At 70.8% G+C, this 15,167-nt stretch carries 14 protein-coding genes; 10 read left to right on the top strand and 4 right to left on the bottom strand.

Annotated elements, in window-relative coordinates; translation table 11 throughout:
- Nucleotides 1–14 precede the first annotated feature (14 nt).
- From VTA80_RS13540 to VTA80_RS13525, 4 genes are all read left to right on the top strand, one after another.
- Nucleotides 15–1,091: a PfkB family carbohydrate kinase gene (locus VTA80_RS13540; protein ID WP_407341619.1), complete on the top strand. Its 1,077-nt coding sequence runs from the start codon at nt 15–17 to the stop codon at nt 1,089–1,091.
- A gap of 29 nt (nt 1,092–1,120) precedes the next feature.
- Entirely contained in the window at nt 1,121–2,494 is a 1,374-nt protein-coding gene (locus tag VTA80_RS13535) for an extracellular solute-binding protein (protein WP_407341618.1), read from the top strand.
- Between the two features lie 79 nt (nt 2,495–2,573).
- Nucleotides 2,574–3,407, top strand: coding sequence for a carbohydrate ABC transporter permease (locus VTA80_RS13530; RefSeq protein WP_407341617.1), 834 nt, complete (start codon nt 2,574–2,576; stop codon nt 3,405–3,407).
- Complete coding sequence (locus tag VTA80_RS13525) at nt 3,404–4,219, top strand: carbohydrate ABC transporter permease (RefSeq protein ID WP_407341616.1); 816 nt, start codon at nt 3,404–3,406, stop codon at nt 4,217–4,219. Before VTA80_RS13530 ends, VTA80_RS13525 begins: the two co-directional genes overlap by 4 nt.
- 6 nt (nt 4,220–4,225) lie before the next feature.
- Here VTA80_RS13525 and VTA80_RS13520 read toward each other — a convergent pair whose 3' ends face one another.
- From VTA80_RS13520 to VTA80_RS13510, 3 genes are all read right to left on the bottom strand, one after another.
- A complete protein-coding gene (locus tag VTA80_RS13520) occupies nt 4,226–4,489 on the bottom strand; it encodes a three-helix bundle dimerization domain-containing protein (RefSeq protein ID WP_407341615.1) in 264 nt (87 codons plus the stop codon).
- Nucleotides 4,490–4,731: 242 nt separating this feature from the next.
- Nucleotides 4,732–5,967 (bottom strand): ABC transporter permease, encoded by a 1,236-nt coding sequence (locus VTA80_RS13515; RefSeq protein WP_407341614.1) that lies wholly within the window; start codon nt 5,965–5,967, stop codon nt 4,732–4,734.
- Between the two features lie 2 nt (nt 5,968–5,969).
- A complete protein-coding gene (locus VTA80_RS13510; protein WP_407341613.1) occupies nt 5,970–6,902 on the bottom strand; it encodes an ABC transporter ATP-binding protein in 933 nt (310 codons plus the stop codon).
- A 205-nt stretch (nt 6,903–7,107) separates the two neighbouring features.
- On the opposite strand from VTA80_RS13510, the gene VTA80_RS13505 reads away from it, so the two are divergent.
- Complete coding sequence (locus VTA80_RS13505; protein WP_407341612.1) at nt 7,108–8,238, top strand: EAL domain-containing protein; 1,131 nt, start codon at nt 7,108–7,110, stop codon at nt 8,236–8,238.
- Between the two features lie 311 nt (nt 8,239–8,549).
- Nucleotides 8,550–10,436, top strand: coding sequence for a 4-alpha-glucanotransferase (gene malQ / locus VTA80_RS13500; protein ID WP_407341611.1), 1,887 nt, complete (start codon nt 8,550–8,552; stop codon nt 10,434–10,436).
- Between the two features lie 33 nt (nt 10,437–10,469).
- Here the strand turns inward: malQ and VTA80_RS13495 are convergent, their stop codons facing one another.
- Nucleotides 10,470–11,897: an NAD-dependent malic enzyme gene (locus VTA80_RS13495; RefSeq protein ID WP_407341610.1), complete on the bottom strand. Its 1,428-nt coding sequence runs from the start codon at nt 11,895–11,897 to the stop codon at nt 10,470–10,472.
- 179 nt (nt 11,898–12,076) lie between these two features.
- On the opposite strand from VTA80_RS13495, the gene VTA80_RS13490 reads away from it, so the two are divergent.
- The 4 genes from VTA80_RS13490 (at nt 12,077) to VTA80_RS13475 (ending at nt 15,155) form a co-directional block, all read left to right on the top strand.
- A complete protein-coding gene (locus tag VTA80_RS13490) occupies nt 12,077–12,766 on the top strand; it encodes a hypothetical protein (RefSeq protein ID WP_407341609.1) in 690 nt (229 codons plus the stop codon).
- An 11-nt stretch (nt 12,767–12,777) separates the two neighbouring features.
- Complete coding sequence (locus VTA80_RS13485) at nt 12,778–13,167, top strand: ArsR/SmtB family transcription factor (RefSeq protein ID WP_407341608.1); 390 nt, start codon at nt 12,778–12,780, stop codon at nt 13,165–13,167.
- The gene (locus tag VTA80_RS13480; RefSeq protein WP_407341607.1) at nt 13,164–13,652 is read left to right on the top strand and encodes an SRPBCC domain-containing protein; all 489 of its coding nucleotides are present in this window, start codon (nt 13,164–13,166) and stop codon (nt 13,650–13,652) included. The genes VTA80_RS13485 and VTA80_RS13480 overlap by 4 nt, the downstream gene beginning before the upstream one ends.
- 120 nt (nt 13,653–13,772) lie before the next feature.
- Entirely contained in the window at nt 13,773–15,155 is a 1,383-nt protein-coding gene (locus tag VTA80_RS13475) for a chloride channel protein (RefSeq protein ID WP_407341606.1), read from the top strand.
- Nucleotides 15,156–15,167: the final 12 nt, after the last annotated feature.

Raw genomic sequence — 15,167 nt, 5'->3', positions numbered from 1 at the left:
GAGCAGGAGATCGGGTGGGCAGCGCAGCGACGCCAGACGGCTGGGACTTCGACGTCCTCGTCTCCGGCATGGTCTTTCTCGACATCGTGTTCACCGACCTGCCATGCGCCCCGACGCCCGGCACCGAGGTCTGGACCGGAGGCATGGGCTCGTCCCCGGGCGGGATCGCGAACCTCGCCGTGGCGACCGCGCGGCTCGGCCTGCGCACCAGCCTCGCCGCCGGGTTCGGCGACGACGGCTACGCCGACTGGTGCAGGCGCGTGCTCGCCGACCAGGAGGGCGTCGACCTGAGCCTGTCCCGGACCTTCGAGCACTGGCACACCCCGGTCACCGTCTCGATGGCGTACGACGGCGACCGCGCGATGGTCACGCACGGGCATCCCGCGCCGCTGACGTCCGCCCAGATGATCGGGACCGCGCCGCGCGCGCGGGCCGTGGTCGTCGAGCTCGAGGACGACCCGTGGTGGCTGCAGGCCAAGGCGGCCGGCTCGCTCGTGTTCGCCGACGTCGGCTGGGACCCGAGCGGCGCGTGGGACCGGAAGGTGCTGGACCGGCTCGACGGCTGCCACTCCTTCATGCCGAACCATCTCGAGGCTCAGGCCTACACGCGCACGGCCACGCCCGAGGCCGCCCTCGCCGCGCTGGCGGACCTCGTGCCGCTGGCCGTGGTGACCTCCGGGTGCCGCGGCGCGATGGCGGTCGACGGCTCGACCGGCGAGCAGGCGTCCGTGCCCAGCGTGCCGGCCACCGCGCTCGACCCCACCGGGGCCGGGGACGTGTTCGGCGCGTCGCTCGTCGTCGGGACGCTCGCCGGCTGGCCGCTCATGCACCGGCTGCAGTTCTCGGCGCTGTGCGCCTCGCTCGCCGTTCGGCAGTTCGGCGGCGCCCTGGCCGCACCCGGCTGGGGCGACCTGGCCGACTGGTGGACGACGACGGCGGCGCAGGCCGCGGCAGGCGATCCGGCCGCTCGCGCCCTGCGCGAGGCGTACGGCTTCCTGCCCGACATCCTGCCGGCCGAGCCGGCCAAGGCCCTGCGGCGCGCGGAGGCCACGATCGCGCGCCTGTCGGACCTGCACCCCACGAACCCTTGATGACCGATGCGCACCACGATGGAGGACGAATGAGTACCCCCCGCCTTTCCCCGGCTCGCCTGCTGGCGGCCACGGTCGCCGCGGCGACGCTGCTGCTGACCGCTGGTTGCGCCCCAGGCGCGAACACCGCGACGACCACCCCGGGGGCGACATCGTCCGGCACGGTCGAGACCGACGCGAGCAAGCTCGGCGACGTGACCCTGACGGTCTGGGACCAGGAGGTGCGCGGCAGCCAGAACGACGAGATCGAGGCTCTCAATGCGGCCTTCCACGAGAAGTACCCGAACATCACGATCAAGCGGAACGCGCAGTCGTTCGACGACCTGGGCAAGACGCTCCGGCTCGCCCTGAGCGGCTCGGACGCGCCCGACGTCGTCGAGGCCAACAACGCGCGCAGCCAGATGGGCGCGTTCGTCGGCGCCGGCCAGATCACCTCGCTCGAGCCCTACGCCGAGGCCTACGGCTGGCGCGACCGGTACCCCGCATCGGTGCTCAACCTGTCCTCGTACTCGGCCGACGCGAAGACCTTCGGCTCCGGCGACCTGTACGGGCTGCCGCAGATGGGCGAGATCGTCGGGGTCTACTACAACAAGGCAAAGCTCGCGGCGCTCGGCCTGGGCGTCCCGGCGACGTGGGCGGAGTTCAACTCCCAGCTCGCCGCGGTCAAGGCGAGCGGCGAGACCCCGCTCATGCTCGGCGACCTGGAGAAGTGGCCGGCGATCCACGTGTTCGGCCCGATCCAGGGCGCGCACACCGCCGCCGACCAGATCCAGGCGCTCGCGCTGGGCAACCCGGGCGGCGACTGGACCGATGCGACCAACACCGCTGCGGCCACCGAGCTGAGCGACTGGGTCAAGGCCGGTTACCTCAACGAGGACGTCAACGGCTCCAAGTCCGACGACGTCGTCGCCAAGTTCGGTGCCGGGACCGGCGCATTCCTGCTGGCCGGGTCGTGGAACACCGCGGCGCTCGACCCCGTGATGGGTGACAACCTCGGCTTCTTCGCGCCGCCGCCGGCCGTCGCCGGTGACGCGCCCTCGACCACGGGCGGGACCTCGCTGCCGTTCACGATCACGAGCGCGAGCAAGAACCCCGAGGCGGGCGCGGCCTACATCAACTTCCTCACGACCGACGAGGCGATGAAGGTCATCGCCGAGACCGGCAACCTCCCGGTGCTCGGCAGCGCTGCCCTCGCCCCCGCCACGGGCGGCGGCAAGGACGTCTACGCGGCGTACGAGCAGGTCACCACGACGGGCAACCTGCTGCCGTACCTCGACTACGCGACGCCCACCTTCTCCGACACGCTCGGGGCTGCGCTGCAGGACCTGATCGCCGGCAAGCAGACGCCGGCGCAGTTCACCCAGACGCTGCAGGCCGACTATGGCGCGTTCGTCGGCAAGTAGGGCCCCCGGTTCTGCGCGGCGTGGTGGCAGCAGCCACCACGCCTCGCGGGGCCACGGCCCCCTCACCCCGTACCTGTTCGTGCTGCCGGCGTTCCTCATCTACGGCGCGTTCCTGCTCTACCCGCTCGTCCGGTCGGCGCAGTTCTCGCTGTTCGCGTGGGACACCATCTCCCCCGCGGTGTTCGTGGGGTTCGGCAACTACGTCGACCTGGCGCGCGACGACGTGCTGCGCAGCTCGTTCGCGCACGCCTTCGTGCTGATCTTCTTCTACGCGGTCCTGCCGATCGCCGTCGGCCTGGTGCTCGCGGCGATCCTCAACCGCGCCAAGGTGCGCGGCCTGACGTTCTTCCGGACCGTGATCTTCCTGCCGCAGGTGATCGCGATGGTCGTGGTCGCGGTCGCCTGGACCCGGCTGTACTCGACCGACGGCTCGATCAACGACCTGTTGAACCTCGTCGGCCTCGGCGAGCTGTCGCGCGCGTGGCTCGGTGACTACCTGTTCGCGCTGCCGGCCGTGGGGCTGATCGGCTCCTGGGTCGAGACCGGGCTCGTGACGATCCTGCTGCTCGCCGGCATGGGACGGACGCCCCTGGACCTGTACGAGGCGGCGCGCCTGGACGGCGCCGGCGCGGTCCGGGAGTTCTTCGCGATCACGCTGCCGTCCGTGCGCGGCGAGATCGCCGTGGCCCTCACCCTGACGATCGTCGCCGCGCTCAAGACGTTCGACCTGATCTACATGACGACCCGCGGCGGGCCGGGCACGAGCACCACCGTGCCCTCGTACCAGGTCTACTACCAGGCCTTCCAGCTCGGACAGGTCGGCACGGCTGCCGCGATCGGCGTGACGCTCACCGTCCTCATCTTCGGCATCAACGTCGTCATCACCCGCTTCGCCGACCGGGCCACGGCATGACGTCGCGGCGCGAGCGGTCGCTCAACTACCTGATCCTCGTGGTGTTCTCCGTCGTCGCGCTCTGGCCGGTCGTCACGATCCTCACGGGGGCGTTCGGGGCGTCAGGCCCCGCGGCCGGGAACGGGATCGCGGGCCTGCACCCGGAGAACTTCGCGACTGCGTGGCGCGAGGGCCACTTCTCGCAGTACATGACCAACTCGGTGCTGGTCTCCGCGGTGGTCGTCGTGCTCGCGGTGACGTTCTCGGTCCTGGCGGGCTACGCGTTCGGCACGATGACGTTCCGCGGGAGCGGCGTGCTGTTCTACCTGTTCCTGCTCGGGATCATGGTGCCTGCCGAGGCGATCGTCGTACCGCTCTTCTTCGACCTGCGCCAGCTCGGCCTGATCGACACGATCTGGGCGGTCGCCCTGCCGCAGGTCGCCCAGTCGATCGCCTTCGGGACGTACTGGATGCGCACCTACTTCCGCTCGAGCAACCGCTCGATCGCCGAGGCCGCCCGCATCGACGGCGCCGGCACGGTGCGCTCGCTGTGGTTCATCCAGCTGCCGATCGCGCGCCCCGCCGTCGTGACGCTCGTGGTGCTCGTGTTCATGTGGACGTGGAACGAGTTCCTCATCCCCCTGGTCATGTCCCCCAGCGGGGCCATGCGCACCGCCCCGCTCGGGCTCGCGTTCTTCCAGGGCCAGTACTCGACGGATACCGCCCTGATGGGGGCCGCGGCCGTCCTGGTCGCGCTGCCGGTCGTGGTCGTCTACCTGTTCCTGCAGCGGCACTTCATCCAGGGCATGGTCGACGGCGCGGTCAAGGACTGACGGCGGCTAACGGACCTGCTGCGTGGACGTCAGCGGCTGGTGCGTGGACGTCGGTGCAGGCCGGGGTGCGGCAGCCGCGGGGAGGTCGCCGAGCTTCTGCCGGGCCTCGCGCTCGACCAAGATCGGAACATAGTCGCGCACACGCCCGTCGAAGCGACGGTGGACCTCCTGGACGGTCTGCTTCACCACCTGCCCGGGCACGTCGGGGAACTGCTCGGCCAACCGGGCGGTCACGTGTTCGAGGGCCCGGAGCTCATCTCGGGGGTGCATGGAAAAACGATGCCCGAAACACGCGAATGTGACAAGTAGAACGAATGGGGCAACTGCGGCGACCCGGGCGCGCACGCGGGGCCCTGCACCCCCCAAACGCGCCGACGCCCCCGCACTCCACTCCGGAGGACGGGGGTCTTATCAATCGGCGGCGCCATGCAGGGGATGCGCAACGCCTGTTGTGACGGTAACGGGTTCGGCGACACCGCACCGCGCTTTCGGCGTCCGCGAGGTGCCGGGTTTCAGCGGACGGCGTCGACGTTGCGGCGGGCCAGGGTGTTGCGCAACGAGAGGCGCTTGGAGTATTCGATCGAGCCGTATCGAAAGAGATAGACCGCCAGGCGCAGGGCGAGGATCCCCAGGGCGAACAGCTCGACGATCACGATGCCGGCCTCGAACGCGGTCAACGAGCCGAAGCTGTTGCGCAGCATCGCGGTGACGGGGGCGGTGTACGGGAAGTACGTGAAGATCTGCACGATCAGCGACCGGGGGTCGGAGACGACGAGGCTGACGACGTAGAACGGGACGAAGATCATGATCATCAGGGGGGCGAAGAACGTGCTGGCTTCCTTCGCGGTCGGGACCATCGCGCCGATCGCGACGAGCGTGCCGGTGAACAGGATGAAGCCGCCGAGCAGCAACAGCGCCCCGACGAACATCGGTCCCGGCTCGAGGCTGAGGTGGGACAGGTCGACGTCGGGCAGGGCCAGGTTCTCCCGGAAGAACACGTACCCGATGACGACCGGCAGCGCGAAGGTGAGCAGCTGCACCAGGCCGACCATGAACAGCGACACGACCTTCCCGACGATCAGGGTCGTCGGGTCCATGGTCGTGAGGATCATCTCGGTGACCCGGTTCTCCTTCTCCTCGAGCGTGCTGTTCAGCATCTGATTGCCCAGCAAGATGATGCTCATGTAGAAGATCACCAGGAACAACAAGGGTGGGATGACCGCATTCAGCCCGCCCGAGACCAGCCCGTTCTTGTACGTCTGCGTCGTGATCTTCACCTCACCGGAGCTGACCGCGGTGAGGTCCGGCGAGCCGATCTTCTCCTGCGCGCCCGTGACGAGCATCTGTTTCGCGACGGCGTCGTACGTGCCGTTCTCGAAGATCCCCTTGTCCGCGCCGTACACCCGGACGGGCTGCGTCGAGGGGCTGGCCGGATAGGCGAAGTAGGCATCCACGCTGCCGTTGCGCACGGCGGCGATCGCCGCGTCGCCGGCGGTGACCTCGACCCCCCCGAAGGCCGCCGCGACGTCGTCGGTCACCAGGCCGGAGGCGTCCGAGTAGGTGAACTTCAGCTGCGCGTTCTTCTGGGCCTTGGCCGTCTGGTCCGTGCTCGAGTTGCTCACGAACACCAGCACGAACACCACCGCGATCGCGAGCGGGACCGCGAGCGACGTGAGCCAGAACCGCTTCTTGCGCACGACCCGGAAGAATTCGAAGCCGATGACGGTGCCGAGATTGTGCTGCGCCATGTTCAGGCCCCCACCAGTTCGGACTGCGTCCCGTAGACGCGCAGGAAGATCTCTTCGAGGGACGTGCGCGCGGTCGTGAAGCTGCGCACCTCGACCCCGTGCCGGACGAGCTCACGCAGGATCTCCGCGTCGTCGACCCCCGCCCGCGGCACCAGGTCGGCCCGGTTTCCCTCGACGAGCACGACGTCGAACAGGTCCGAGTCGGGGAGCTGGCCGGAGAAATTCACCCGCACCACGGTGCCGCCGTACTGATTCTGCACCTCCTCGACGGTGCCGTACGCCTCGGCCATGCCGTCCTTGAGGAGGATGACCCGGTCGCACAGGCGCTCCACCTCGTCCATCTGGTGGGTCACCATGATCACGGTCGCCCCGGCGCGCTTCTGCTCCTCGATGATGTCCATCAGCAGCCGCCGGTTGACCGGGTCGAACCCCTGGGTCGGTTCGTCGAGGATGAGCAGCTCGGGCGAGTTCATGATCGTCACGCCGAGCTGGATCTTCTGCTGCTGCCCGCCGGAGAGCTTGTCGAGCCGGACCGCAGCCTTGTCCGCCAGCGCGACCCGCTCGAGATAGGCGCGGGACCAGTCCTCGGACGCCTTGCGGGTCAATCCCTTGAGCCGGCCGAAATAGACCATGACGTCCAGGACCGACTCCTTCTTGTACAACCCGCGCTCCTCGGGCAGATAGCCGAGCCGGACACCGTCGCCCGGCTCGAACACCTTGCCCCCGATGTGCAGCACTCCCGCCGTGGGCTGGTAGATCCCGAGCAGGGCCCGGAGCGTGGTCGTCTTGCCCGAGCCGTTGCTGCCGAGGAAGCCGAAGGTCTCCCCCGCAAACACGTCGAACGACAGGTCCCGGACCACCGTCTGGCTACCGAAGTCCATGCGGAAGTTCCGGATGTGCACCAACGGCTCGGCCGCGGCGGCGCCTGTATTCATGCCAGTCACCCTAACGCGATGAGGACCGCCGGATTCACCCCGAACAAACGCTCACGCGTCACCACAAATGCACGCGCGGAATGCCGGTAATGACCGCATCCCCGAGGGCCGCTCGCGCCCCGCGCGCGGAGCTCACGGCGGAACCCTCATGGACGTGCCGCCGGTGCCGATCTCACAGACAAGAGTCGAACGGGGCCGGGGGAAAATGAATCAGCGCACGTTCGGTCCGTTCGTGGTGCTCACCGGAGGCCTCGCCTTCGCGCTCTTCATCGGGCTCTCCCTCGACGAGCTGCGGCAGCTGTGGTCCTCCGGCGCAAGCGGGCACCTGTTCCGGGCGGTGGGCTACTTCGGCGCGTTCCTCCTGCTCGGTGCGGCGTCCGCCGCGTTCTGGTCCGGCTTCCGGGCCGAGGGCCGCACCGCGCACGAGCTTGCGGTCCGAGCCGAGGCGGAGCGCGAGGTGGTCGACCGGCTCGCGGAGCGTCGCGACGCGGTTCGCGCCCTCATGGTTCCCGGCGGGATGCACATGGTGTTCCAGCCCATCACGTCCTTCGACACCGGGCAGGTCCACGGCTACGAGGCGCTCGCACGCTTCCCGGTCCACGGCCCGGACTTCTGGTTCCCCGAGGCCGGCCACGTCGGGCTGCTCAAGGAGCTCGAGCTGCATGCGATCGCGCTCGGCCTCGAAGGGCTCGACCACACCCGCTCGGACCAGTACATCTCGGTGAACCTCTCCGCCCAGACGCTGCTCGACCCGGCCCTGCTCGACCTCATCGGTTTCGACGCTGGCCCACGGGTCGTCATCGAGCTGACCGAGCACACCCCTGTCGAGGTCTATGCCGACGTGGTCGCCGCGCTGACCGTGCTGCGGTTCCGGGGGGTGCGCCTCGCCATCGACGACTTCGGCACCGGCTACGGCTCGCTCAACCACGTCGTCCTGCTCTCGGCCGACCTCGTGAAGATCGACCGGTCGCTCGTCTCCGGGATCGCCGACGACCCGATCCTCACCAGCCTCGTGGCGGCCATGGTGGCGTTCACCGCCGCCATGGGGATCTCGCTGCTGGCGGAGGGGGTCGAGACGAGCAGCGAGGCCACCTGCCTGCGCAATCTCGGCGTCGAGCTCGCGCAGGGCTGGCTGTTCGGGCGTCCGGGTGACCTGAGATCGATCCCGCGGCACGCCTCGGCGGGTGAACTTTCGACTGCCCCGCGAGGTCGTGGCCCGGGGCCGTTGCCGTCGTTCCTGAGCGTGAATCCACCGTGGAAGTCGCTCGCCAGCCCAGCTGGCGGGGTGAGATCGTCCACGATCTGGGAGGTACCACGCCAATCCCCGCCGCCCTGACACTATGCGTGGTATGTACGGTGTGGACGCCTGTGGGAGTGCTCCGTCTTGCTTGACCGAGACGGTCCATCCCCTCGGTCCAGAGTGCGCAGTCCCGCAACCGCGGTTCGTCGGCACGCTAGATTGACGTCTGCAAGGGCTTGCAGAGAATTACGAAGACACCTCGTCTTGCGTCTCGCAGTCCCGGTGAAGACCCCGTTCCCCGGGGCCTACCGTGTGGCTCGACCTCGGCCAGCCCGTGGAGCACCGCCCGTTCGCCAAGTGGCCTCGACCCTGACGAGTCGGCGTGCTCGAAGCTAAGGAGTCCTACCGTGCGTGCAGCACCGAACAACTGTCGCCCCGAGTCCCGCGTGGGCGCTGCCGACGCGCCCGCGACGGACGTGCTGGCCACCTTGGGAATCCCGGCGACCTACGTCGACGCGCTCGGCCAGGTCCAGACCCCGCCCGCGGCGACGCTCGCTGACCTCGCCGCCGCGATCGGCTCCGGGCTGACGGCGGAGCACCCGCTCGTGTGCGTGCCCGGACAGCCGCACCCCGAGCTCGTGGGCGCCCTGCGCCACCTCACCGGGAACCTCGTCGAAGGGCCGCTGGGCGTCGCGCCGGCCGCCGGCTACTACCACCAGCGCACCTCCGACGGCCGCAACCGGCTCGTGATCAGTGCCCCGCCGCGCCTCCCGCAGCCCGCCCGCGGCTGGGGCTGGGCCGTGCAGCTGTACGCCGCACGCTCACGCGCATCGTGGGGCATCGGCGACTTCGGTGACCTCACCACGATCACCCGCGCCGCCCAGGCGGCCGGGGCGACCACCGTGCTGATCTCGCCCGTGCACGCCGCCGCGCCCGTGCCCGAGCAGCAGTCCTCCCCGTACTCCCCCACGTCCCGCCAGTGGCTCCAGCTGCTCCACATCGCGGTCGAGGACGCGCCGGGGGCCGACATCGTCGACCTGTCCGACCTCGCCGCGTCCGGTCACGCCCTGAATGCGGTGCGCAAGATCGACCGCGACACCGTCTGGACGCTCAAGCGTGCTGCGCTCGAGCGCATCTGGGTCGCGACCCGCGACCACCTGCCCGTCGCGCACGACGCCTGGGTCGCCGAGCGCGGGCAGGACCTCACCCGGTTCGCGACCTGGTGCGTGCTCGCCGAGACCTACGGCACGAGCAACTGGCGCGAGTGGGACGAGGTCGACCAGCACCCCGACACCGCGCTCGAGCTCGCCGCCAGCCGTGCCGGCCGCGTCGCCTTCTACGCCTGGGCTCAGTGGGTGGCCGACCTGCAGCTCGCCGCGGCCTGCCGCGCCGGCGACGGGGTCGACGTCGTGGTGGACATCGCCGTCGGGTTCGACTCCTGCAGCGCAGATGCCTGGGCCAACCAGGACCAGGTCTGCTTCGACTTCGAGGTGGGCTGCCCGCCCGACGGGCACAACATCGACGGCCAGAAGTGGGGCCTGCCGCCGCTCAACCCGGTCGCGCTCGCCGCCACGGATCTCGATCTGTTCATCAAGATGGTCCGCGTCGCGCTCCGGCACGCCGGCGCGCTGCGGATCGACCACGTCATGCAGCTGTGGCGGCTGTTCTGGGTCCCCGCCGGCGCCTCCGCCAGCCAGGGCGCCTACGTGACGTACCCGACCGAGGCGATGCTCGCCGTCCTGCGCGTCGAGGCCGGCTGGACCGGCGCGTGGGTCGTGGGCGAGGACATGGGCACCGTCGCCGACGGTGTCCGCGAGACCATGGCCGAGGTCGGCATGCTCGGCTACCGCGCCGCGCTGCGGATGTCGGTGGACAAGTTCCCCGAAGCCGTCATGGGCGCCTCCTCCACCCATGACCAGGCCACGATCGCGGGCACGCTCAGCGGTTCGGACACCGCCGACCTGCGCGCCATCGGCAAGCCGTCGAACTTCGACGCGCTCGACAAGGTCCGCCGCGAGCTGGCCGCCGCGGCCGGCGTCGACCCCGACGGACCGATCGGGCCCGACGAGATCCATCGCGCCATCCTTGCCCAGTACGGGCGCCTCGCCGCGTGCAAGGCCCGCGTCGTGCTCGCGTCGATGGACGACGTCGGCGCGGTCGCCGAGCGACCCAACATGCCCGGCACGGTGGCCCAGTGGCCCAACTGGTGCCTCAGCCTGCCCCGGCCGATCGAGGACATCCTGGCCGAGCCCCTGGCGCACGACCTCGCCCAGGTGCTGAACGCGCGACTCTGATCTGACCGCCAACCGACCGAGGCCGGACGTCGGTCAGATCAGGACCGGCTTCGGCCCGGCCGTGCCCAGACCCGCCGCGACCGCGGCCGCGCGAACCGCGCCGGCCACCGCGGGGACCACCCGGGCATCGAAGATGGACGGCACGATGTGGTCCGGGGCGACGCCGTCGTCGGCCACGATGGCGGCGATCGCCCGCGATGCCGCCAGGTTCATCGACGGGTCGACCGACCGCGCCCGACCATCGAGCAGCCCGCGGAACATGCCAGGGAACACGAGCACGTTGTTGATCTGGTTCGCGTAGTCGCTGCGGCCGGTCGCGACGACGGCGACGTTGGCGGGCATCTCCTCGGGCATGATCTCCGGCACCGGGTTGGCCATCGCGAACACGATGGCGTCCTGGGCCATGGTCGCCAGCCACGCCGGGCGGACCAGCCCGGGGCCGCTCACGCCGACGAACACGTCGGCTCCCGCGAGCGCGGCCTCGAGGCCGCCGCGCCGTCGCTCCGGGTTGGTCGTCTCCGCGATGTAGCGCTTCTCGCCCGTGAGGTCGTTGCGGTCCGCCGAGATGATGCCGCGCCTGTCCACCCCGATGAAGTGCCCGACGCCGGCGTCCTGCCACAGCCGCACGCACGCGACCCCGGCCGCGCCCATACCGAGGAACACGACGTTGAGATCGGCCAGCCGCTTGCCGACCACCTCCGCCGCGCCGTACAGGGCCGCGAGCGAGACGATCGCCGTGCCGTGCTGGTCGTCGTGGAACACCGGGATGTCGACCTCGTCCTGGAGGCGCCGTTCGACCTCGAAGCACACCGGCGCGGCCACGTCCTCGAGGTTGATGCCGCCGAACCCGGGCGCGATCGCCTTGCCCACCGCGACTAGCTCGTCGACCCCCGAGGTGCGCACGCAGATCGGGTAGGCGTCGATGCCGGCGAGCTGCTTGAAGAGCATCGCCTTGCCCTCCATCACGGGCATCGCTGCCTCGGGCCCGAGGTTGCCCAGCCCGAGGACGGCGGTGCCGTCGGTGAGCACGGCGACCGAGTTCGACTTGATCGTGTAGTCCCAGACGAGCTCGGTCTGCTCCGCGATCGCGGTGCACACGCGGCCGACGCCCGGGGTGTAAGCCATCGACAGGTCGTCGCGGGTGAGGACCGGGAACCTCGGGGTGACCTCGATCTTGCCGCCGCGGTGGCGGTCGAAGACTCGGTCGGTCACCGACAGCAGCTCCACGCCGTCGACCCGGCGGACGGCCGCGACGACCTCGAGCCCGTGCTCCTCGCCGCGGGTCTCGACCTGGATCTGCCGGACGATGACGTCGCCGTGATGCTCGATGATGTCGATGGCATCGACGAGTGCGCCGGCGGCGCCGAGAGCCGAGGTCAGCTTCCCGAGGGTGCCCGGGATGCGCTGCAACGACACACGCAGGGTCAGCGTGTTTCCCGCGGACGGTTGGATCGTGACCATGGAAGCACGCTCTCAATCAGGTCGCCCGGCTATCGCCTGCGACCTCGTCGTCGCGGGCAAGGAGGCTGAGGGTGCTCAGTCGCCGGGCCGGTGGTGCCATCTTAGGCGAGCGCGCCGGCGACACCTCGCCTCGACCCGTCTCGACCCGTGGGACCCGCGTGAGGTCGTAGCCTGCGGTCATGGAGCAGGACACGACAGTGGTGGAGCGGGTGGACGGCTGCTGCGGCGAGCTGGCACTACGGCACGTCGACGAGCACTTCGAGATCGTGGCGAACGGGGTCTTCCTCATGGACACCCGGTCCGGCGGGTCCGAACGACTGCACATCACCGCCGCTGCCGACTGCATGCCGTCGCCCGGACGGATGATGGTCGGCGGGCTGGGCGTGGGGTTCTCGCTGGCCGCAGCGCTCGCGCATCCCGGCGTCAGCGAGGTGCACGTCGTCGAGCGGGAACCGGCCGTGCTGCGGTGGAACCGCGGGCCGCTGGCCGCCCTGAACGGCGACGCCCTGCGCGATCCGCGCGTCCGCGCGCACGAGGCCGACGTCGTGGCGTGGCTCGCCCAGGCGCCGTCGTCCGGGCTCGACGCGATCTGCCTCGACGTCGACAACGGACCCGAGTGGCTGGTGACCCCGGGGAACGCGGCGCTGTACACCGGTGCCGGGCTGCGCACCGCCGCCCGGGTGCTCTCGCCGGGCGGCGTGCTGTCGATCTGGAGCGCGACCCGCCCCTCCGACGCCTTCCTCACCCTGGCGAACGAGCACTTCGCCACGGTCGAGATCCGCGAGGTCAGCGCGGCGCGGGGCGAGCCGGACGTCGTCGTGCTGGCCCGCTCACCGCGGCCTCTTGCCCTGGGCGAACCCCGCGGGTAACGTACAACCACATGGTTGTAGGACAGCTCGAGCGCGAGGCGGCGGACCAGATCTTCGGCGCCCTGGCCGACGCGACCCGACGCGACATCGTCACGCGGGTCCTGCGCGGCGAGGAGTCGGTGTCCGCGCTCGCGCGGCACTACGACATGAGCTTCGCCGCGGTGCAGAAGCACGTCGCCGTGCTCGAGCGGGCTCACCTGGTGGGCAAGCGTCGCCGCGGCCGCGAGCAGATCGTGTCCGGCGACGTCGCCACCATCCGCTCGGCGGCACTCCTGCTCGACGAGTTCGACCAGATCTGGCGCGGCCGCATCGCCCGCATCGACGAGCTGCTCGCGGCACCAGCCCCACCCACCGCAGCCCCACCCACCGCAGTCCCACCCACCGAAGGAGACTCACCATGACCGTCATCAGCACCGTGCCCGACACCGCAACGTTGACCATGACCGTGGTAGCCGAGCTCGCCGCCCCGCCGAAGCGCGCCTGGCAGCTCTGGGTCGACCCGCGCCAGCTCGAGCGGTGGTGGGGCCCGCCCACCTGGCCGGCCACGTTCGAGCGGCACGACGTCGCCGTCGGCGGCGGGTCCAGCTACTTCATGACCGGGCCCGACGGCGACCGGGCGCGCGGCTGGTGGCGCTTCGTCGCCCTCGACGAGCCGCACTCGCTCGAGTTCGAGGACGGCTTCGCCGACGCGACGGGCGCGCCGGACCCCACGATGCCGATGACCAACGCCCGGGTCGACCTGGTGGAGACCGCCGAGGGCACGCGCATGACCGTGACCACCCGGTTCGCCTCGCTCGAGCAGATGGAGCAGCTCGTCTCGATGGGCATGGTCGAGGGGATGACCGCGGCCATGGGCCAGATCGACGGGATTCTCGCCGACCGCTGAGAACCCCGCGCTGACGGCCGGGGGCAGGTCCGCTATGTTCGGAAAACTGAGCAGGAATCAGCGGGCCTGCCCCGGCTCTCGACCGGCCGGGACGGCCCACGGCAGCCCGAGGGGGCAACCGTGGACGGACGCCTGGGACACCAGTCAGCGCCATCGGAGTCGCCGGAGTCACCGGAGTCACCGCAGTCACCGCAGTCACCGGCCGCTCCGCCGACCGACCCGCTCGCCCTGGTCCGCTCGCGTGCCTACGTCGGTGCGCTGCTGCTGGCCGCGCTCGTGGGCGTCCCGGTCGCCGCTGTCTCCTACGGGTTCCTCGCGCTCGTGTCCTGGCTGCAGGAGTACCTGTTCACCGAGCTGCCCGGCGTGGTGGGCTTCGCCAGCACCCCGATCTGGTGGCCGTTGCCCCTGCTGGGGCTCGCCGGGCTGCTGACGGCGCTGTGCATCCGGACCCTGCCCGGCACCGCCGGGCACTCCCCCGCGGACGGCCTGCACACCGGTGGCGCCCCGGCACCGATCGAGCTGCCCGGGGTGGCTCTGGCCGCACTGGCCACCCTGAGCCTCGGCGCCGTGCTCGGTCCCGAGGCACCCCTGATCGCCCTCGGCGGCGGGCTCGGCGGGCTCGCCGTGCGGCTGCTCAAGAAGGACTCCCCGCCGACCGCGATCGCCCTCATCGCGACCGCGGGGAGCTTCGCCGCCATCAGCACGCTCCTCGGTTCGCCGCTCCTGGGGGCCTTCCTCCTCATGGAGGCCGCGGGCCTCGGCGGCGCGATGCTGACCGTGGCCCTGCTCCCGGGACTGCTCGCGGCGGGGATCGGCTCGCTGGTGTTCGTCGGTCTCGACTCCCTGACCGGCCTGGGCACCTTCTCCCTGGCCATCCCGAACCTCCCCGCCTTCACGACGCCGACCGGCGCCATGTTCGGGTGGGCGATCGTCTTCGGCCTGGTGACGCCGCTGATCGCCTGGGCCACGCGCGCGCTCGCGCAGGCGGTCCGCCCGGCGGTCCACGCCCACCGGGTCCCGGTCACCACGCTCCTCGGCCTGGCCGTCGCCGCCCTCGCGATCGGCTTCGCCCAGCTCACGGGGAAGGGCACCGACCAGGTGCTGTTCTCCGGGCAGGACGCGCTGCCCGCCCTGATCACCCAGGCCGGGACGTGGTCGATCGGGGCGCTGGCAGTCCTCGTCGTGTGCAAGGTGCTCGCCTATGCCCTGTCCCTCAGCGCGTTCCGCGGCGGCCCGATCTTCCCCAGCATGTTCATCGGGGCGGCGCTCGGCGTCCTGGCGGCGAACCTGCCCGGCCTGTCCCTGGTTCCCGCCGTCGGGATGGGGATCGGTGCGATGTGCGTATCGATGCTCGCGCTGCCGTTCACGTCCGTGCTGCTGGCCACCGTCCTGCTGACGAGCGACGGGTACGCCGTGATGCCGCTGGCCATCGTCGCCGTCGTGGTCGCCTACGTGGTGGGCCGCTGGCTGCCGCCGGTCCCCGTCCCGGTCGGCCACACCTGAGCCAGCTGGCGG

The organism is Pengzhenrongella phosphoraccumulans (assembly GCF_045689905.1).
Classification (GTDB): Bacteria; Actinomycetota; Actinomycetes; order Actinomycetales; family Cellulomonadaceae; genus Pengzhenrongella; species Pengzhenrongella phosphoraccumulans.
Note: the sequence above shows the minus strand (reverse complement) of the source record. Positions and strands in the feature narration are given on the sequence as shown.

Bases quoted from the DNA above. Each gene is read 5' to 3' on its own strand.
- VTA80_RS13535 (WP_407341618.1), top strand. From the start codon at position 1,121: ATGAGTACCCCCCGCCTTTCCCCGGCTCGCCTGCTGGCGGCCACGGTC.
- VTA80_RS13525 (WP_407341616.1), top strand. From the start codon at position 3,404: ATGACGTCGCGGCGCGAGCGGTCGCTCAACTACCTGATCCTCGTGGTG.
- VTA80_RS13520 (WP_407341615.1), bottom strand. From the start codon at position 4,489: ATGCACCCCCGAGATGAGCTCCGGGCCCTCGAACACGTGACCGCCCGG.
- VTA80_RS13515 (WP_407341614.1), bottom strand. From the start codon at position 5,967: ATGGCGCAGCACAATCTCGGCACCGTCATCGGCTTCGAATTCTTCCGG.
- VTA80_RS13510 (WP_407341613.1), bottom strand. From the start codon at position 6,902: ATGAATACAGGCGCCGCCGCGGCCGAGCCGTTGGTGCACATCCGGAAC.
- VTA80_RS13505 (WP_407341612.1), top strand. From the start codon at position 7,108: ATGAATCAGCGCACGTTCGGTCCGTTCGTGGTGCTCACCGGAGGCCTC.
- VTA80_RS13495 (WP_407341610.1), bottom strand. From the start codon at position 11,897: ATGGTCACGATCCAACCGTCCGCGGGAAACACGCTGACCCTGCGTGTG.
- VTA80_RS13490 (WP_407341609.1), top strand. From the start codon at position 12,077: ATGGAGCAGGACACGACAGTGGTGGAGCGGGTGGACGGCTGCTGCGGC.
- VTA80_RS13485 (WP_407341608.1), top strand. From the start codon at position 12,778: ATGGTTGTAGGACAGCTCGAGCGCGAGGCGGCGGACCAGATCTTCGGC.
- VTA80_RS13480 (WP_407341607.1), top strand. From the start codon at position 13,164: ATGACCGTCATCAGCACCGTGCCCGACACCGCAACGTTGACCATGACC.